The 17,822-nt window shown below is 71.0% G+C and carries 18 protein-coding genes and 2 pseudogenes; 10 read left to right on the top strand and 10 right to left on the bottom strand.

Annotated elements, in window-relative coordinates:
• The first annotated feature begins 8 nt into the window (after nucleotides 1-8).
• Complete coding sequence (locus tag ACQCO7_RS19810; RefSeq protein ID WP_464073119.1) at nucleotides 9-290, top strand: DUF397 domain-containing protein; 282 nt, start codon at nucleotides 9-11, stop codon at nucleotides 288-290.
• Here ACQCO7_RS19810 and ACQCO7_RS19815 read toward each other — a convergent pair.
• From ACQCO7_RS19815 to ACQCO7_RS19825, 3 genes are read right to left on the bottom strand one after another with little or no spacing between them, the layout of a single operon-like run.
• The gene (locus tag ACQCO7_RS19815) at nucleotides 271-1,128 is read right to left on the bottom strand and encodes a helix-turn-helix domain-containing protein (protein WP_464073120.1); all 858 of its coding nucleotides are present in this window, start codon (nucleotides 1,126-1,128) and stop codon (nucleotides 271-273) included. The genes ACQCO7_RS19810 and ACQCO7_RS19815 overlap by 20 nt on opposite strands.
• Entirely contained in the window at nucleotides 1,125-1,655 is a 531-nt protein-coding gene (locus tag ACQCO7_RS19820; RefSeq protein ID WP_464073121.1) for a DUF6879 family protein, read from the bottom strand. The genes ACQCO7_RS19815 and ACQCO7_RS19820 overlap by 4 nt, the downstream gene beginning before the upstream one ends.
• Nucleotides 1,633-1,863: a hypothetical protein gene (locus tag ACQCO7_RS19825; RefSeq protein WP_464073122.1), complete on the bottom strand. Its 231-nt coding sequence runs from the start codon at nucleotides 1,861-1,863 to the stop codon at nucleotides 1,633-1,635. The genes ACQCO7_RS19820 and ACQCO7_RS19825 overlap by 23 nt, the downstream gene beginning before the upstream one ends.
• Nucleotides 1,864-2,084: 221 nt before the next feature.
• Between ACQCO7_RS19825 and ACQCO7_RS19830 the strand changes: the two genes are divergently transcribed.
• From ACQCO7_RS19830 to ACQCO7_RS19845, 4 genes and pseudogenes are all read left to right on the top strand, one after another.
• Nucleotides 2,085-2,249 (top strand): hypothetical protein, encoded by a 165-nt coding sequence (locus ACQCO7_RS19830; RefSeq protein ID WP_464073123.1) that lies wholly within the window; start codon nucleotides 2,085-2,087, stop codon nucleotides 2,247-2,249.
• Between the two features lie 121 nt (nucleotides 2,250-2,370).
• Nucleotides 2,371-2,586, top strand: a pseudogene (locus tag ACQCO7_RS19835) (DUF397 domain-containing protein); the annotation flags it as partial.
• Nucleotides 2,587-2,642: 56 nt separating this feature from the next.
• Nucleotides 2,643-3,227, top strand: a complete 585-nt coding sequence (locus tag ACQCO7_RS19840) for a hypothetical protein (protein ID WP_464077445.1) — start codon at nucleotides 2,643-2,645, stop codon at nucleotides 3,225-3,227.
• Nucleotides 3,190-5,220 carry a pectinesterase family protein gene (locus tag ACQCO7_RS19845; RefSeq protein WP_464073124.1) on the top strand — a complete coding sequence of 677 codons (2,031 nt, stop codon included), beginning with the start codon at nucleotides 3,190-3,192 and terminating at the stop codon, nucleotides 5,218-5,220. Before ACQCO7_RS19840 ends, ACQCO7_RS19845 begins: the two co-directional genes overlap by 38 nt.
• A 55-nt stretch (nucleotides 5,221-5,275) precedes the next feature.
• On the opposite strand, the gene ACQCO7_RS19850 is transcribed toward ACQCO7_RS19845, so the two are convergent.
• Both ACQCO7_RS19850 and ACQCO7_RS19855 read right to left on the bottom strand, forming a co-directional pair.
• A complete protein-coding gene (locus ACQCO7_RS19850) occupies nucleotides 5,276-5,965 on the bottom strand; it encodes an ABC transporter ATP-binding protein (protein WP_464073125.1) in 690 nt (229 codons plus the stop codon).
• Nucleotides 5,966-6,199: 234 nt separating this feature from the next.
• On the bottom strand, nucleotides 6,200-8,002 hold the full coding sequence (locus ACQCO7_RS19855) for a bifunctional metallophosphatase/5'-nucleotidase (protein WP_464073126.1): 1,803 nt from the start codon (nucleotides 8,000-8,002) through the stop codon (nucleotides 6,200-6,202).
• Between the two features lie 160 nt (nucleotides 8,003-8,162).
• Between ACQCO7_RS19855 and mshD the strand changes: the two genes are divergently transcribed.
• Nucleotides 8,163-9,080 carry a mycothiol synthase gene (gene mshD, locus ACQCO7_RS19860; protein ID WP_464073127.1) on the top strand — a complete coding sequence of 306 codons (918 nt, stop codon included), beginning with the start codon at nucleotides 8,163-8,165 and terminating at the stop codon, nucleotides 9,078-9,080.
• Here the strand turns inward: mshD and ACQCO7_RS19865 are convergent.
• The 5 genes from ACQCO7_RS19865 to ACQCO7_RS19885 all read right to left on the bottom strand — a co-directional run bounded on the left by ACQCO7_RS19865 (nucleotide 9,040) and on the right by ACQCO7_RS19885 (nucleotide 13,759).
• Nucleotides 9,040-9,813 carry an ABC transporter gene (locus ACQCO7_RS19865; protein WP_464073128.1) on the bottom strand — a complete coding sequence of 258 codons (774 nt, stop codon included), beginning with the start codon at nucleotides 9,811-9,813 and terminating at the stop codon, nucleotides 9,040-9,042. The two genes, mshD and ACQCO7_RS19865, sit on opposite strands and share 41 nt — an antisense overlap.
• Nucleotides 9,801-11,324: an ABC transporter permease gene (locus ACQCO7_RS19870; protein ID WP_464073129.1), complete on the bottom strand. Its 1,524-nt coding sequence runs from the start codon at nucleotides 11,322-11,324 to the stop codon at nucleotides 9,801-9,803. The genes ACQCO7_RS19865 and ACQCO7_RS19870 overlap by 13 nt, the downstream gene beginning before the upstream one ends.
• Nucleotides 11,321-12,187 carry an ABC transporter ATP-binding protein gene (locus tag ACQCO7_RS19875; protein WP_464077245.1) on the bottom strand — a complete coding sequence of 289 codons (867 nt, stop codon included), beginning with the start codon at nucleotides 12,185-12,187 and terminating at the stop codon, nucleotides 11,321-11,323. Before ACQCO7_RS19875 ends, ACQCO7_RS19870 begins: the two co-directional genes overlap by 4 nt.
• A gap of 53 nt (nucleotides 12,188-12,240) precedes the next feature.
• On the bottom strand, nucleotides 12,241-13,077 hold the full coding sequence (locus ACQCO7_RS19880) for a cupin domain-containing protein (protein WP_464073130.1): 837 nt from the start codon (nucleotides 13,075-13,077) through the stop codon (nucleotides 12,241-12,243).
• A gap of 139 nt (nucleotides 13,078-13,216) precedes the next feature.
• Nucleotides 13,217-13,759, bottom strand: coding sequence for an RNA polymerase sigma factor (locus ACQCO7_RS19885; RefSeq protein WP_010355738.1), 543 nt, complete (start codon nucleotides 13,757-13,759; stop codon nucleotides 13,217-13,219).
• Between the two features lie 174 nt (nucleotides 13,760-13,933).
• Here ACQCO7_RS19885 and ACQCO7_RS19890 point away from each other — a divergent pair.
• From ACQCO7_RS19890 to ACQCO7_RS19905, 4 genes and pseudogenes are all read left to right on the top strand, one after another.
• A pseudogene (locus ACQCO7_RS19890) lies at nucleotides 13,934-14,302 on the top strand (GntR family transcriptional regulator); the annotation flags it as partial.
• A gap of 203 nt (nucleotides 14,303-14,505) precedes the next feature.
• Entirely contained in the window at nucleotides 14,506-15,414 is a 909-nt protein-coding gene (locus ACQCO7_RS19895) for an ABC transporter ATP-binding protein (protein WP_464073131.1), read from the top strand.
• A complete protein-coding gene (locus ACQCO7_RS19900; protein WP_464073132.1) occupies nucleotides 15,411-16,595 on the top strand; it encodes an ABC transporter permease in 1,185 nt (394 codons plus the stop codon). The genes ACQCO7_RS19895 and ACQCO7_RS19900 overlap by 4 nt, the downstream gene beginning before the upstream one ends.
• A complete protein-coding gene (locus ACQCO7_RS19905; RefSeq protein ID WP_464073133.1) occupies nucleotides 16,592-17,701 on the top strand; it encodes a hypothetical protein in 1,110 nt (369 codons plus the stop codon). The genes ACQCO7_RS19900 and ACQCO7_RS19905 overlap by 4 nt, the downstream gene beginning before the upstream one ends.
• Nucleotides 17,702-17,822 lie beyond the last annotated feature (121 nt).

Here is a 17,822-nt window from a genome sequence, read left to right on the forward strand (position 1 = left end):
AATCGACCGTGCAGACCCTCAACTGGCTGAAGTCCTCCTACAGCGGCGACGGCTCCAACTGCGTTGAAATAGCTCTCACTTGGCGGAAGTCCAGTCACAGTGCGGAGACTGCGAACTGTCTCGAAGTCGCGGGCACTTGGCAGGTGTCCTCCCACAGCCCCGACGGATCCAACTGCCTCGAACTCTCCCCCACCACCATCCACATCCGCGACTCCAAAACCCCCACCACCCCCCACCTCGCCTTCCCCCACTCCGCCTGGGCCCACTTCCTCACCCAAGTGCGTCAATAGCCGCCGTGATCAACCCCCTTGCACCCGTTCCCCGCACCGCAATCGCCGACAACTCCGCGAACGTCCTTGTGTACTCCGCGACTTCACTCGGCTGAGTCACCGACAGCCTCGCCGAGACCAGTTCCACCTTGACCAAGTTGTCGTCGAAGATCAGGAAGGACTCCGTCGGCCAACCCCCGCCCCGTGGCACGCCCATGGGGATGATCCCCAGAGACACCGAGGGGAGAGACGCGACGGAGATCAGGTTGCCGAGCGCACCGGCCATCGTCTCCGCGTCGCCGATGACCGTACGCAGGACCCATTCCTCGATGAGGAAGACGAAGCGGCGTCCGCCGGAGTGCAGGACGCGTTGGCGGTCCATGCGGAGAGCTACGGCCGCTTCGATGTCGTCGACGTCGACGGGGCCTGAGCTGGGGAGCGCCGCGATGTTCAGGATCGCGCGGGTGTAGGCGGCCGACTGGAGCAGGCCAGGCAGCACCGCCGACTCATATGCCCGGAAGCGACGCGCGCGTTCGTACAGCGGCAGAGCGGACTGCTGGATATGCCTCAGGCCCGCTCGTTGAAGCCTGCGCCACTCGACGTACATGCCCTCGACCGCGTGCGCGGCGGCGATCAGATCGGCGGTCTGGTCCTGCGCGGCGCAGTGCAACGTATACGCCCGGATGTCCGCGTCCGACGGAGGTGTCCGGCCGTGCTCGATGCGGCTGCACTTGGACTCGTGCCAGCCCGCAAGATTGGCCAACGCCCGCCCGGTGAGGCCGGATTCCCTCCGGATCTCGCGCAGGCGTCGGCCGAGAGCCTTGCGGGCTTCGGTGACGCTGGAGGACGGACTGCTCAACGCAGGACGTACTCCGCGTGGTCGACTCCCAGACCCCAGACCGCTTCGAAAGCGTCCAGGCAGAGCTTCACGACCGCCGGGTCCTGCGTGAACTCCTCGTCGTCAGGAGCGGCCGGCACTTCCCCGTCGCCGGTGAAGAAGTAGAACAGCACCGAACTCTCGTCGAAGAGCCAGAAGTCGTTGCCGGGGAGCGCCAGCGCGGACGCGCGGCGGCGCGGCAGCCATCTGACCTGTTCGCCCGCCGACACGTTCCCGGCGGTCGCCTCGTGCTCGAACCTGATGTAGTCCGAGACCGGTTCGGAGACGATGCGTGCCCGCCGTACTTCGACCCCCTTCGCCGTGACGTCGGAGATCAGCCGCAGCCAGGGGCGCAGATCAGGGTCGTTCCTCGCCGGGTCTCGAAGGTCACCGTTCCGCCAGGCGACGAACGAAGGGTCCGACTGCATGTAGCCGTCCCTCATCTCCAGGTGAAGAGCCGACCGCGTACACGCCCGCAGCCGATCCTCAAATGTTGGTTCCAGCCCCATCTCCTCCGATCACCTCCGGGAAGAATTGCATCATGCGGCGAGGGAACTCGATCGCCGTCTCATGCTCCGGGATGTCCATCTGCTTCCGCTTCTCGGGGCTCACCCGCCAGCCCTGAAGCACGTAGTTGCCCGTCTCCTCGTCCAGGTAGACGGTCGGCGACCTGCCGTCGTCGCTCTCCGGGTCCTGCCCCAGCTTGATCAACGCCACGGCCAACCTCCTCTTACCGTCGGGAATGACGCACAGTCTTGCCCCCACCAACCCTCCGTAGCCAGAAACTTGCACGAACTTCTACGAACCCCGAGATCAACCCCCTGACCAGGGAGGTTGACCCGCCCGAGTGAACCCCGCGCAAGCTCACGCAAGTTCATAGCCCCCCAACTCCCCGCCTCCCTACGGTCACCGCATCGACCAACACCGGGAGCCACCCCATGGAACCCCAGCACTACCCACTGCCCGAGCCGTCCCCGGTTCCCGGCTGCGCCGACTGCCTGTCCCTCGCGACGGCGAGACGGAACGCCCGCTCGGCGTACGACCACAGCGCGGTCACCGACGCGAACGTCCTGCTGCGCAGGCATCTCGCCGAGGCGCACTGAGATCCCCGACGTCCTCCCCGTCCACCCCAGCTCCCCTCAACTCCCGCCCGGTGCCCACGCATTCGGACGGCGGCGGCCCATCTCACGGCCGTGTCCCAGTCGAGCTGGAAGGTGTACGACGATGCTGGACGGAACCGATCTCTACGCACTCGACATCACCGCGGCCTCCTTCGTGAAGGCCTGCGGCGGCCCCTGCACCGAAGGCTGCGTCACCCTCGCCCGTATCGGCCACGACGCCTGGGCCCTGGCCGACAGCAAGCGCCCCGACGCGCAGCCACTGCGCTTCACCACCGCCGAACTCGACGCCGCCGGCATCGACCCGGCCCGCTTCGGGATCAGCGTCCGACCTGAACGGGGCCCGGACCTCCCGGGCCCCGTCGACTGGACCAACTCATGCACCACCACGCCTACTTGTGGACCGGCCCCAAAGCCCGCTTCGACAACGAGGCCCTACGAAGGCCACCCCACCCCCAGCCACCACCGCCACCCGCCGACCCCGCCGGAGAACGCCTCCTCCACCGCTACCGCGAAGTCGCCGCCGAGTTCCCCACCTCCGACCTCCCGCCCATCGAAACCGCCCACTGGCTCCTCAAACCCAGCTCGCTGATCCAGGGCACCTGGACCGACCCGGACCAGGCCGCCGCATGGCTCACCGGCCAACTCCACGCCCACGCACCCCGGTTCGCCGCCGAACGGGACCGCACCCCGACCCGCCTCACCACCCTCGCCGCCTCAACCCTCGTACGGCTCAAGGCCGGTAACGACGTCACCCTCGGCCTCCACCTCGAACACCCCGCCTTCCTGCACCTCGCCCTCATCGCCTGCGCCCCCAACCGCAGCCGCCCCCAACTCTCCTGCGCAGCAACGGAAGACCCGGCAACCTTTCCCCCCGGCGCGGCGACAGAGCAGCGACTCTCCCCCGCACGGAAAGGTCCCCCACATGAGCCGCAAGGCACTTCGCAGGCATCGTCGGCGTAACACCTCGCTGGCGGTCGGGCTGCCGCTCGTTCTGACCGCTACCGGGGTCTTCGTCTATGGGTACGGGAAGGGTGACGAGGCGTCAGCAGCGGCGCCGGGATGGGCGGCGACAGCAGCCGATGGGTTCGCGTCCGTCAACGCGCTTGGGCAGAACGGGACTTATGGCGGGCGGGACGGGAAGACCGTCACCGTCAGGACGCTCGCCGAGTTGGAGAAGTACGCGACCGCGAGTGAGCCGTACGTGATCGTCGTGGCCGGGGCAATCACCATGGACCCGGTCGGCAAGGAGATCAAGGTCGCCTCGGACAAGACGATCGTGGGGTCCGGGACGGCCGGGCACATCGTCGGCGGTGGCTTCTTCCTGGGGCAGGGCGTGCACAACGTCATCATCAGGAATCTGACCATCAGGGATGCGTACCAAGGGACTTGGAACGACAAGGAGCACGACTTCGACGCCATCCAGATGGACGGCGCGCACCACGTCTGGATCGACCACAACGATCTGCGGCACATGGCGGACGGGCTGATCGACAGCCGTAAGGACACGACGTACCTGACCGTCTCCTGGAACAGACTCAGCCAGGAGAACAAGGCGTTCGGGATCGGCTGGACGGAGAACACGACCGCCGACATCACGATCCACCACAACTGGATCCGCGAGACGGAGCAGCGCAACCCGTCGACGGACAACGTCGCGCACGCGCACCTGTACAACAACTACCTTGAGGACGAGGCGAGTACGTCGATCACCTCGTCGTACGGGAACTACGCGCGCGGCAACACGAACATGGTGCTGGAGAATTCGTACTTCCAGGGCATGAAGAACCCGGTGATCAGGGACAGTTCGGCGACGCTCGTCCAGCGGGGGAACGTGTTCTCGGGGACCAGCGGGCGCAACGAGAGCGGTGGCGCGGGCGCCAAGTGGGACCCGAAGAGCTACTACCCGTACACGCTGGACGCGACGGCGAACGTACCCGCGCTGCTCAAGTCGGGTACGGGGCCGAGGAGTTCGATCGGTACGACGGCCGCCCTTGAGGCGACGACCCTGACCGTCGCCCAGGACGGCTCCGGCCAATATCGCACCGTCCAGGCCGCCGTGAACGCCGTTCCCGTCAACAACCCGTCCCGCGTGGTGATTTCGGTCAAGCCAGGGACGTACCGCGAGGTCGTGAAGGTCCCCGCGAACAAGCCGCACGTCACCATCCAGGGCTCGGGCGCCAGCCGTAAGGACACGGTCATCGTGTACGGCAACGCGGCCGGGATGACGAAGCCCGACGGTTCGGGGACGTACGGGACGCCCGGCAGCGCCACCCTCTCCGTCTCCTCGGACGACTCGCAGGTCAGGAACCTGACCGTCACGAACGACTTCGACGAGGCCGCGCATCAGGACATCGCGAACCAGGCGGTCGCGCTGCTGACGCAGGCCGACCGGATCGTCCTCGACGGCGTGATCGTCAACGGGGACCAGGACACACTGGAGTTGGAGACCGCCGCGAAGGACAGGCTCGGCCGGGTGTACATCGCCAACTCGTACATCACCGGGAACGTCGACTTCATCTTCGGCCGGGCGACCGCCGTGGTGGACAAGTCCGTCATCACGCTGAAGAAGCGCTGGAACGGCACCTCCGCCGGGTACGTCACCGCGCCCAGCACCGCCGCCGGGCGCAAGGGCATCCTCATCAACAAGTCCACCGTCAACGGCGATGTGTCCAACGGGAGTTACTACCTCGGGCGGAACTGGCACCCCGGCGGTGACACGGCCGTCGACCCGCAGGCCACGGTTCGCGAGTCGACCCTCGGCGGCGGCATCAAGCCGACGCCGTGGACGGACATGGGCGGCTTCTCGTGGAAGGACGACCGGTTCGCCGAGTACCGGAACACGGGGGCGGGGTCGGGGCCGGCGTCCTCGGAACGGCCGCAGTTGAGCGACTCGCAGGCGGCGGGGCAGGAGGTCGCGGACTGGTTGGGGGACTGGACGCCGTCGGCTTCCTGAACTGGGCGGTCGGCTTCCTCAACTGGGCAGTCGGCTTTCCGAACTGGGCGTGGGATCACTGAAGTTGGTGTGCCTCGGCCTCCAGGTACGGGTCGGCCCTCTCCCCGACCAGCACCCCCCTCTCCAACCGGTGCACGGCGTCCGCGATCCCCCACACCGCCGGGTCGGCGGACGCGAGCACCACCGCCCTTCCCTCATCGGCGAGTTCACGGAAATATGCCATCAACTCGGCGCCCCCCGTGGGCTCGTCGGCGAGGATCACGGGCGGGTCGTTGATCAGCGCGCGGGCCAGGGCGACCCGGCGCTGTTCGTCACCCGTCAGATCGCCGGGAAGGTGTGAAGCTCCCCGCGTCAGATCCATGCGGTCGAGGAGGTCGCGCGCCCGGCGTTCGCCCTCGGCGCGTGAACCGGCGTACGGGACAAGGACGTTGCGGTACGCCGAGTGGCGGGGCAGGAGGTCGGGAGAGCGGAAGACGATGCCCAGGCGGCGCCGGCGGGTGTCCGCCCGGGCGGGTCCGGCGAGGGCCGTCAGGTCGTCGTCGCCGAGGAACACGCGGCCTCGGTCGGGGATTTCGAGGAGGGCCAGGATGTGCAGCAGCAGGGTCTTCCCCGACCCCGAGTCCCCTGCCAGCACGGTGACTTGACCCGCCTCGGCGCCGAGCGTGACGTCGTCCAGGAGGTCGATCCTCGCTCCCCGCAGGGCGTGCGTCTTCCCCACGCCCTCGGTCCGCAACAGGGTGGTCAATGGGGCTCCTCGCCTACGACGCCGGGCAACTCGCCCGGAGACAGGCACCCTTCCTATCGGCGCGTCACCCTCGTACACCTCATCCGCGTCACCACGAAGAGTGAGCCACCGGGCGGATTCAACCCCTGCGGGGTACGCGGCGCCGGGCGGGTGACGGGGCCTGCGGACGAGCGAGATCCCCCCGGGGCTGGTCCTCGGGGGGATCTCGGAACGTCATGAGGGCTTACCCGGAGTTCACCGTACGAAGGTGATCCGGTCCGCTGTCGGAGGCGTCAGCGGGGTGCCCGCCGACGAGTTCGCCGTCAGGTACTGCGCGAGGGCCGACAGGTCGTCCGTGCCGACGAAATCGTTCGTGCCCTGGCCGAGCGTGGGGAAGCCGTCGCCGCCGCCCGCGAGGAAGCTGTTCGTCGCGACGCGGTAGGTCGCGGCGGGGTCAATCGCCGCGCCGTTCAGGCGGATCGTGTCCGTGACCACGCGGTCCGCGCCCGACTTCGTCAGGTCGAGGGTGTAGCGGAGGTTCGCGGACGGCAGCAGGACCTTCGGCGAGGCCGTGTTCGTACCGCTGACCTGCTCCTTCAGGATCTGGATCACCTGCGCGCCGGTGAAGGACTGGAGGTTGACGGTGTTCGCGAACGGCTGGACCGTGAACCCTTCCGCGTACGTCACGACGCCGTCGCCCTCCGCGCCCTTGGCCGCGTACGTGAACCCTGCGCGCACACCGCCGGGGTTCATCAGCGCGAGGTCGGTCTCCGGGTCGAGGCCCTTGCCGTACGCGAGTTGCGCGTCCGCGATCAGGTCGCCCGCCGGGGACTCCGTGCCCGTGTTCGGGATGTCGGCCGCGATGTAGCCGATCGCGCGGTTGCCGATGGGCGCCGCGAGGGTGTTCCACTTGTCGATCAGCTGCGTCATGTCCGGCGCCTTGGGGACGTCCCGGGTGACGACGTGGTTCGCGGACTTCACGGCCGTACGGGCGATGTCACCCGTCCAGCGGTCGTACGTCAGCGTCGTGTCGGTGTAGAGGCGGCCGAACGACGCCGCCGAGGTGACCATGCGGGGCTTGCCCGCCGGGTCGTTGATCGTGCACACGTACGCCGCGTGCGTGTGGCCGGTGACCAGCGCGTCGACCGCCGGGGTGACGTTCTTCGCGATGTCGACGATCGGGCCGGAGATGCCGTCGCCCGCGCCCGGGGCGTCGCAGTTGTAGTTGTACGACTGCGAGGCGGGCTGGCCGCCCTCGTGGATCAGCGCGACGATCGACTGCACGCCCTGGCGCTGGAGTTCGCGCGCGTACTTGTTGATCGTCTCGACCTCGTCCTTGAACTTGAGGCCCTTCACACCCTCCGCCGAGACGACGCCCGGCGTGTCCTCCAGGGTGACGCCGATGAAGCCGACCTTCACACCGTTCTTCCGCCACACCCAGTACGGCTTGAGGATCGGCTTGTTGGTCTTCTCGTCGAGGACGTTCGCCGCGAGGTACGGGAAGTCCGCGCCCGTGAACTTCGTGTCCGTGTAGCAGCCGTCCTTCGGGTGACAGCCGCCCTTCTGGAGGCGCGCGAGTTCCTTCGCGCCCTCGTCGAACTCGTGGTTGCCGACGCTCGTGACGTCCAGGTCGAGCTTGTTGAGCGCCTCGATCGTCGGCTCGTCGTGGAACAGGCCCGAGATCAGCGGCGACGCGCCGACCATGTCCCCGCCGGCCGCCGTCACCGAGTACGCGTTGCCCTTGCGGGCGTTGCGCAGGTGCGTGGCGAGGTACTCGACGCCCCCCGCGTCGATCGTCTTCGTCGTGCCGTCCGCCTGGAGCTCGGTGACCCGGCCGGACGAGCCGGACGGCGGCTCCAGGTTGCCGTGCAGGTCGTTGAACGACAGCAACTGCACGTCCTGGTACCGCTTGAACTGCGGCTTTCCGCCGTGCTTCGTGTCGTGCGCGTCCGCCGGCAGCGCGGCGGCCATGGCCCCGGCGGTGGCGAGCGCGGCGGCTGCGGCGAGTAGCCGGTACGTCCGTCTGCGGCCCGGGTACGGCTGGGAACTGGCTGGCATGAGCCCCCCTGAAGATGGCTAGGAACATGTGGCCCCGTCCGGCGCAGCCTAGATTCAACGCGCGTAGCACGACAGGGGGTTCATGGTTACATCCTGGTTTCCCTTTGCCCCGCCCTTTGCGTACGGCGTCGCGGCACCCCCTCCCCGTACCCTCGTACGCATGACCAGCGACGACTCCGTACGGCCCCGATCCCTTGAGACCCTGTCCGTTCTCGACCCCGAGCAGATCGACGCCGTTCTCGCCCTGCTCGCGGACTCCGCTCGCGCCGACGGTCAGCAGGCGGTGTCCGAGCAGGGGCGGCTGAACCTGCGCGGGGGCGCCCGCGAGGGCATCTCCCACCTGCTCCTGTCCAGCGGCCCCGAACTCGTCGGCTACGCCCAGCTGGAGGACACCGACCCCGTCGAGGCACCGGCCGCCGAACTCGTCGTCCACCCGGAGCACCGGGGTCACGGGCACGGGCGCGTGCTCGGTACGGCGCTGCTGAGCGCGACCGGCAAGCGGCTGCGCGTGTGGGCGCACGGCGGGCATCCCGCCGCCCGGCATCTCGCGCAGGTCCTCGGTCTCACGCTGTTCCGCGAACTGCGGCAGATGCGCCGCCCCTTGACGGACCTGCACCTCCCCGACCCGGTCCTCCCCGCCGGCGTCACCGTCCGTGCCTTCGTCCCCGGCAAGGACGACGCCGGCTGGCTCGATCTGAACGCCGCCGCCTTCGCGCACCACCCCGAGCAGGGCTCCCTCACCCAGCGCGACCTCGACGCGCGGTTCGCCGAGCCGTGGTTCGACCCCGCCGGGTTCTTCCTCGCCTTCCGGGGCGACGAGCTGATCGGCTTCCACTGGACGAAGGTCCACGCGGCCGAGCAGCTCGGCGAGGTGTACGTCCTCGGCGTGCGCCCCGGCGTCCAGGGCGGCGGGCTCGGCAAGTCCCTCACCACGATCGGGCTGCGCCACCTCGCGGGTCAGGGTCTGCCGACCGCCATGCTGTACGTCGACGCGGACAACAAGGCGGCGGTCTCCGTGTACGAACGGCTCGGGTTCCTCACGCATGAGACGGACCTGATGTACCGCGCCGAGAGCTGAGGTCCTTCGGCCGGCCGAGGTTCTTGAGCCACTGCGGGGCCCCGCGTTCGAGCGGCTGCGGGGTCCACGCCGCGCACGCCAGCGCCGTCACCGCCAGCACCAGCGCCCACCTCCAGTGCGCGCCCGGCCAGTGCGGCTCGCCCGGCAGCGCGAACAGGCCCCACCTCGCGGGGATCACCACGGCTACGGCCATCGCCGCGAGCGTCCCTATGGCCGCCGCGCCGCCCGGTGTCGCGACGTCCGTGAAGCGGGTCTTCGCGGTCGCCAGCGCCAGGGCTGTCGTCGCCATCGCGGCGGCTTCCAGGGTGAGCGGGAGCAGCGCGGGGCGTGAGCCTGCGGGGACGAGGAACACCGCCGCCGTCCACCACAGCGCCGCCAGCGGGAGTACGGGCGCGAGCCTCAGGGCCACCCTCAGGGGGCGGGGCGTCGGCGTCGTCTCCGTGGTGTTGCGCGAGCGGTCGTCCAGCAGGAACGCCAGCGCCAGGGCGCCCAGGAGAGCGGTGACCCGCAGGAGGTTCAGGGCGGAGAGGGCGTCGGGGGGTGTGTCCGCGATGCGCGTCGAGGCGGCGAGCAGCAGCCCGGCGCCGGCCGCGAGGGCGGGGGCGAGGCGGGGGGTGGAGCGCCAGGTGGGGAGGGCGAGGGCGGGGAGGGACCGCCAGTTCAGGCGCGTCGGAGTCGTGGTCGTCGGCATCGGGTTGCGGGTCTCCTCTTCGTCGTTCCTCACTCGCCGCACGTGTCCGCCCCCTTCGGCGCCTCGACGCCCAGCAGGCGCGCCGCGTCCGCCGTGGTCGTCCTCGGTGAGGTCAGCTCGGTCCAGTGGGCCTTGACCGCCGCCGTGACCTCGGTGCGGGGGCGGGCCAGGAGGCTGTTGACGACGTCGGTCTGCTGGGCCGTCATGGAGACCGTGTCGGTCGAGGAGAGGACGATGGCGGAACCCACCGTGCTGTCCCCCACACGGAGGTTCCTGAACGTGTCCTTGGGTGTGGGGTCGTCCCCCAGCGCCAGCCACAGGACGGTCACCCCGCGCGCGCCGCACAGGTTCTCCGCCGCCTTCTCCGATCCGGCGACCAGCACGGACGCCACGCCGACCGCGAACTCGGGGACCCGGTTGCCGCCCCAGCGGGTGCCGACCGTGGCCTGGCCGGGGCCGGTCTGGGGCGTCAGCGAGTAGTCGCCGCCGATCCCGTCGGTGACGTCGATGCGCTGGCGCACCGTCAGCGGTGTCGCGACCCCGGCGCCTGCCCGGACCCGGTCCACGACCTTCGCCCACTGCGCCCGCTGACCGTTCCACTCCGGGAACGAGCAGTACGTCGACCCGTCGTACTCCGCGCACGACTGCACCTTCTCCGGGTGCTCGGACGCCGTCCGCCGCGCCTCCGCCAGAGCGGTCTGGTCCCCCGGCCGCTGGCCGAGCCCGGCGATCACGGTGACCGCGAGCGCCAGCACCGCCGCCGCCTTGATCACCGCGCTGCGTCCGCCCTTGACGAGCATCGCCACGCAGGCGAGCAGCACGCACAGGGCCACCAGGTAGAGCGCATGCCAGCCGGAGTGCCGGTCCAGGAGGTTCGAGGGGACCGGGAGACCGTTCGCGTTCTCGTCGATGACGACCGGGGAGAACCAGCTCGTCCAGCTGCCGTCCAGCGACACCGACTCCACGACCGCCACGTACACGACCGCCACGATCAGCACCGGCACGAACGTCAGCGGCCACAGCCCCGCCAGCAGTATCCCGATGAGCCCCGCGAACATCACCGTCAGCGGACCCACCACCAGCTCGGCGACCGACCCCGACCCCACCGCGCCCGGCCTGATCGCCGCCGTCCCGAAGTCGACGCCGACGACCAGCGCGGTGAACAGGGCGTACGGCACGACCGACAGGGCGTGGGCCAGCGCGCGGGCCCAGGGTTCCATCGGCAGCATCGAGAACTGCTCGTCCGTCTTGTTCCTGCGGGCGCGCAGCACCGCCGAGTTGGCGGAGACCAGGATCGCGATGGAGAAGAACTGCGGGAGTGCCTGGGTGTCCCGGTCCACCATGTGGAGGATCGGGAAGTCGTTCATCCCCTCGTCCCGCACCAGCTTGACGACGGTGAGGGCGAGCCACAGGAGCCCGAAGAGCACCACGGGGACCTGGAGGAGGAGTTCGCGGGCCTCGAAGCGGGCCAGCGCGAGGACCGGGGCGAGCCGGCGGGGGCCGGGGTTCTTCGGCTCGGTCACCGTGGTGGGGGTCGCGGTCAGGGTGCTCATGCCGACGCCTCCGCGCTCTCGCCGTCCAGGGTGAGCAAGTAGCCGTCCTCCAGGGTGGGTTCGAGGAGTTCGGCGCCCTTCGGGGGGTCGCCGATGTTGCGGAAGCTGCCGGTGCCGGTGCGCCAGCCGGCCCGCGCCGCCGGGTCCCGCTCGACGCTGCTCCACACTCGGCCGGCCGCCCGCGCGGTCAGGTCGGCGGGGGTGCCCTCGAAGCGGACTCGGCCCCGGGTCATCACGATCACGCGGTGGCACAGCATCGCCACGTCCTCCGTCTGGTGCGTCGACAGCAGGACCGTCCGGCCCTCGCCCGCCTGCGCGATCAACTCCCGGAACCGCATCCGCTGTTCGGGGTCGAGTCCGACGGTCGGTTCGTCCAGCACGAGCAGGCCCGGGTCGCCGACGAGTGCCGCCGCGAGCGCGACCCGCTGCCGCATCCCGCCGGACAGCCTCTTCAGGCGCGTCTTGCGCACGTCGCTCAGGTCGACGGCCTCCAGCACGCGCCGCACCTCCTTGATCCGCGTCCCCCGGTCGTTCAGCTCCTTGAGGATCGCGACGTAGTCGACGAACTCGAAGGCCGTGAAGTCCGGGTGGAAGCCGGGGTTCTGCGGCAGGTAGCCGAGCGCCCGGCGCAGTCCCAGCCGGCCGGCCGACGTACGTGGGTCGTGGCCCAGTGCCCTGAACTCCCCGCTGTCCGGGGGCACCGCGGTCGCCAGCACCCTCAGCAGCGTCGTCTTGCCCGCGCCGTTGGGGCCCAGGAGGCCGGTGACCCCCCGGCCGAGGCTCAGGGAGACGCCGTCCAGGGCGCGGGTGCCGCCGTAGCGCAGGGAAAGGTCTGTCGCCGTCAGTGTCGTGATCCCGGTCATGGGGTCCTCTCGGGTGGTGTCGTGGTCGGTGGGGCGGGGTGTCCTGCGCGGTGTCACATCGCCCCTCCTTCCTGGAAGCCGGCCATCGGGCGGATGTCGAAGCGTTCCCGTGAGCGGTAGAGCGCGAACGCGGCGACCAGTGCCACCGCGGCGGCGGCGAGCTGGCCCGGTGTGGTGAAGGGCGCCAGCGTCTCGTGAGGGCGGGACTTGGCGAACAGGAGGATCCCGACCCAGGTGGCGCAGGTCAGGACCGGAGCGATCACCGCGCCGAGGCGGGCGGTCAGGGCCAGGCCCGTCGTCGTCAGCGCCAGCGCCGGCAGGAGCCAGGCCAGCGCCAGCAGGCCGTACCCCGGGAGGGCCAGGGTCGCGAGGCCGTTGAGGGCGAGGCTCGCGGTGAGGACGGCGACCGTACGGATCATCAGGAGCCGGAAGCCGTGCATCGGGGCGACCATCGCCATCTCGTACGTCGGGTCCAGGGCCCGGCCGAACGACACGGCCACACCCGCCAGCGGCAGCAGCGGCGCGAGCGCCAGGAAGAGCGCCGGGTTGTCGGCCGTACGGACCATCACGATCGTCATCACCAGGACCGACAGCACCGCGAGGAACCAGGAGCGGCGCAGGATCGGCGTCGCCGTCAGCAGCCGCGCGGTGTGGTCGGAGACCCCGAACCGTACGAGCAGCCCCTCGGACACCCCCCGCCTCGGCGCGTCCAGCTCCGCGTCCAGCCGCTCCCAGCCGACGTCCAGCGCGACCGGGTCGGCTTCCCGCGCGAGCGTGGCCCGGCACTGCGCGCACGCCGCGAGGTGCGTGTCCGTCGACCACAGCAGCGGCGCCGCCAGCTCGCCCCGCGCGTAGGCCCGCAGTTCCTCATCACCGACATGCCAGCTCATGCCGCGCTCCTTTTGTCGATCCGACCCGACCCCGTCACTGCGCCTCGCCCGCTCTGGCCCGGCTCCGTCGCCACGCCCTCGCCGATCCAGCGCAACCCCGCCACCGCGCCCCCTCGGGCGCCCTCGTTCGTCGTCCCCCTCACGTCAGCGCCTCCCTCAGCTGTTTGCGGGCGCGCATCGCCCGTGTCTTGACCGTCCCGGCCGGGATGCCGAGCAGGGCCGCCGCCTCTCTGGTGCTCAGGCCGTCGATGACCGTGGCCTGAAGGGCCGCGCGCAGCTCCGGTGAGAGGCGGGCCAGGGCGCCGGCGAGGTCGCCGTGTTCCACCCCCGTGAGGACGCGGTCCTCCGCGGACACCTCGTCGCGATGGCGCAGCCGGGCGAGGGCCTGGCGGATCCGGCCCCGGGCGCCGTCGCGGCGCAGGGCGTCCACGAGACGTCTCGCCCCGATGCGCCACAGCCAGCCCGCGACGTCCCCCTCCTCGTGGTACCGGGCCTTGCCCCGCCACACCGCGAGAAACGTCTCCTGCACGACGTCGTCCACCGTCCCGGAGTCCGAGCAGCGGCTGCGCAACCGAGCGGCCAGCCACGGCGCGTACCGCCGGTACAGCTCCTCGAAGGCGTGACGGTCCCCGTCTGCGGCGATGGCCCGCAGCAGCTCTCCGTCACTTCTCGTTTCGCTCACACCCCCTCATCGCTTCGACCTCGCCGATCGGTTCACGATCTGCGGAAATTTTTTTGTCCCCTTGTATAGCGCCCCGTGCGGCGCCTCCGACCTGCGGTTTCTTCGGACGCTTGACGAACCGGCCCCGCTCCACCACCCTTTCACTACTCAATTAGTGAAAGGGTGGTGGAACCCGTGGTCGAATACCGCATCGACCGGCACAGCGGCGTGGCCACCTACGTCCAGATCGTCCAGCAGACCAAGCAGGCCCTGCGCCTCGGCCTGCTCCGCCCCGGCGACCGGCTTCCCACGGCCCGTGAGGTCGTCGAGGCGACCGCCATCAATCCGAACACGGTGCTGAAGGCGTACCGGGAGCTGGAACGGGAGGGGCTGGTCGAGGCCCGCCGGGGTCTGGGCACCTTCGTCCGCCGCACCCTCGGCACCGCCCCCGCCGACGACTCCCCGCTGCGCCGCGAACTCGACGACTGGGCGGACCGGGCCCGGGAGGCCGGCCTGGACCGGGAGGACGTGGCCGCTCTCTTCACCGCCGTGCTCGACGAGTACTCCGCACCGGGATCCGGCCGGCACTCCCCTTACTCCCCAGCCCCATCCGGCCCCTCACAACCTGCGCATTCATCGGATTCCGGAGATTTCTCAAATTCTTCCGGCAGGACAGAACCGATCGAGGGGTCAGATCCGATCAACAGAGCAGAAGCACCCGAACAATCCGAATCCGCCCCATCCGCGACCCTCAAGGGGGACCGACCATGACCACCGCCGAACCTCAGCCCCCCGCCCTCACCGCCGCCGGCCTCGGCAAACACTTCGGCCGCCGGAGCGCCTGGGCTTTGCGCGACTGCTCCTTCTCCCTCCCCGCGGGCCGGGTCTGCGCGATGGTCGGTCCGAACGGCGCGGGAAAGTCGACGCTGCTCGCGCTCGCGGCCGGCCTGCTCCCCCCGACGGAAGGGGAGCTGACCGTGCTCGGCACGGACCCCGCGTCCGCCCGGACCCGGGTGGGTTACGTCGCGCAGGACAAGCCGCTGTACCCGCAGTTGACGGTGGAGCAGACGCTGCGGATGGGCGCCGACCTGAACCCCGCGCGGTGGGACGCGGAGACCGCGCAGCGGGTGGCGACGGCCCAGGACCTCGGCCCGGACCAGCGCATCAGATCGCTGTCGGGAGGTCAGCGGACGCGCGTCGCCCTCGCGCTGGCCCTCGGCAAGCGCCCCGACCTGCTCCTGCTGGACGAGCCGATGGCCGACCTCGACCCGCTGGCCCGGCACGAGCTGATGGCCACGCTGATGTCGCAGGCCGCGCGGTTCGGGACGACGATCGTGATGTCGTCGCACGTGGTGGCCGAGTTGGAGGACTCCTGCGACCACCTCCTCCTGGTCGGCGGCGGCCGGATCCGCCTCGCCGGCGAGATCGACGACCTCCTCGACGCCCACGTCCGGGTGCAGGGCCCGGCGGAGGGCACCGGCCTCGCCCCGCACACGGTCGTCGAATCCCGCACGACGGGCCGCCAGCTCACCGCGCTGATCCGCCCCCAGGGCCCCCTCACCCCCGACTGGCGCACGACCCGGCCGTCCCTGGAGGAACTGGTCCTGGCCCACCTCCGCAACCCCGGCACACCCCCGCTGCCCCACCCCGCCCCGACGGCGAAGGCGGCGGCATGACGACACAGCCCCAGGACACACCGGACCCGCCCCGCACCCCGCCGGATGACCACGCGACCCCGCCGAACCACCTCGCGCCCCCGCCGGACGACCACACGACCCCGCCGAACCACCTCCACAGCACGCCGAACGCCCCCTCCCCCACAACCCACCGCCCCCACGCCGCAACGCCCTCGCCCCACCCCACGACCGCCCACCTCCGCTGGCTCCTGCGCCTCCACCGCCCCGCCCTGGCCAGCTGGCTCGCCCTCGTCCTCCTCCTCGCCGCCCTTCAGCTCGCCAGCTGGATCCCCTTCGTCGACGGGGCGCTGCGGACCGTGCGGTACGGCGAGGGGGCGATCCTCAGGCACGACGACCTGTTCGGGTACGCGACGACCGCTCTGTTCACCCTCCCGCTCGTCGTGGGCGCCTGGTCCGGGGCCGCGCTCTTCGGGCGGGACCTGGAGAGCGGGACCGCGCGGCTGACCTGGAGTCAGGGCGTCACCCCGGCCCGCTGGCTGGGCGGCGGGCTGCTCGCGCCGGCCGCCCTGCTCACCGTCGGGACGGGTCTCCTGGTCGTGCTGCACCGGCTGACCTGGCAGGCGGGTGACAGCGAGTCCGTGCACATGGGGCAGTGGTACGAGGACGACACCCTGTTCACCAACGGCCCCGCGGCCGTCGCGCTGGTCCTCGCCGGGCTCGCGGGCGGGGCGCTCGCGGCGCTGCTGTGCCGCCGGACGCTGCCCGCGCCGGCCCTCGGCGCGGGGATCGCGCTGGCGGTCCGGGAGGTGACGGTCCGGGTGACGCCGTACCTGTGGCCGACGGTCACCGACACGACCGGTCTCCACGCGGGGTACCGGAGTTCGGGGCTCGAAGTGGCCGCCGGGGTCGTCACGTCCTCCGGGGCGCACGTCGCGGACCCCGGGTGCGGGCCGGTCCTCCCGGAGGACGGGGGCGCCTCGTGCCAGGCCGTGTACGACAAGGTCGACGGCGCCGGGCTCTACGTGACGTACCACCCCGAGTCCCACTTCTGGCCGCTCCAGTTCGCGGCGACGGGGTTCGCCCTGGCCGTCGCCGGACTGCTGGCCCTGGCCGCGTTCCTCGTCCTGCGCCGTACCTACGGGCCGGCCAGGAGCAGCGCGCCCGCGAACACCGGGCCCGGCGCCGTCCTCAGCGCCGCCCTCAAGGAGGTCACCGTATGAGCGCCACCCTCACCCCGGCCCGCGGGGGCCTGCCCCGGACCGTCCTGCGGCTGCACCGCACGGCGCTGCTGATCTGGGCCGCGTTCGTGGTGGTGACCCTGGGGTGGCTCGTCTGGAGCGGCGAGGTCGACGCGCGGTCGATCCTCGACTACGGGCGGACCTGCGACGACGCCTGCACGTTGCCCTACCGGGCGCACCTGTACAGCGTCCGGCTGGACCGGGCGGGCCTGCTGATCGGGTACGCCTCCCTCGCGGTCGCCGCGTTCGCGGGCGGGGCGCTGGTCGGGCGGGAACTGGAGTCCGGTACGGCACATCTCGCGTGGACGCAGGGGGTGTCACCGGCGCGCTGGCTGGCGGCGAAGCTGGCGGTGCCGGCGCTGGCGGTCGGCGCGGGTTCGGCCGCCCTCACCGCCGCGTACCGCTGGAACCGGGGCGCGTCCGACGCTCTGCTCTACAACAGGGGCTGGTCGGAGGCGGGGGCGTTCGTGGCGAGCGGGCCGGCGGCGACGGCGTACGCGCTGTGCGCGCTGGCGGTGGGTGTGCTCGCGGCGCTGCTGACGGGCCGTACGCTGCCGGCGCTGGGGACGGCGTTCGGGGCGACGGCGCTGGTCCAGTGGATCCTGTTCACCGTCCGCCCCTACCTCTGGCCGTCGGTGACGCGCCCGACGGCGGCCGTCGACCCCGGCCTCCTGAACAGTTCCTGGGTCCTCGCCACCCACCGCACGACGACGACCTACCACCCGAAGTCCCACTTCTGGCCCCTGCACCTCATGGAGACGGGCCTGGTCCTCACGGTCGCCGCAGCAGCCACCGCAGCAGCCTTCTGGACACTCCATCGCCGGACCGCGCCTCGGGGGCGAGCAGGAGGCGGGCGGTCTCCTCGGGGCCGAGAGGAGCAGCGCCGGGCCAGTAGCGCTGCCCGTACCGCGCCCAGTACCGGGCCGTCCGCCGCTCAAGGCCGGCCGGATCGGTCCGGTCGGTCCGGTGGAGGAGCACCGGCCCCTCGTACCCGTCAGGCGCGGACAGCTCCAGAACGCGGCCGTCCGGGAGGTACACCGCCGGGTACTCCGCGTCCGCCACGTCCATCGCCTCCAGGTCGTTCGTGACATGGGTGAAGGAGGGGTAGGCGAAGAGTTCCTCGTCCCGGTCGAAGACGAGAACGGTCTCCTCGGGCGGGGAGGAGGGCGCGGACATGGTGGAACCCCCGGCGGGCTGTGCGGCGTACGG

It is taken from the genome of Streptomyces saintjeani, from assembly GCF_055409605.1.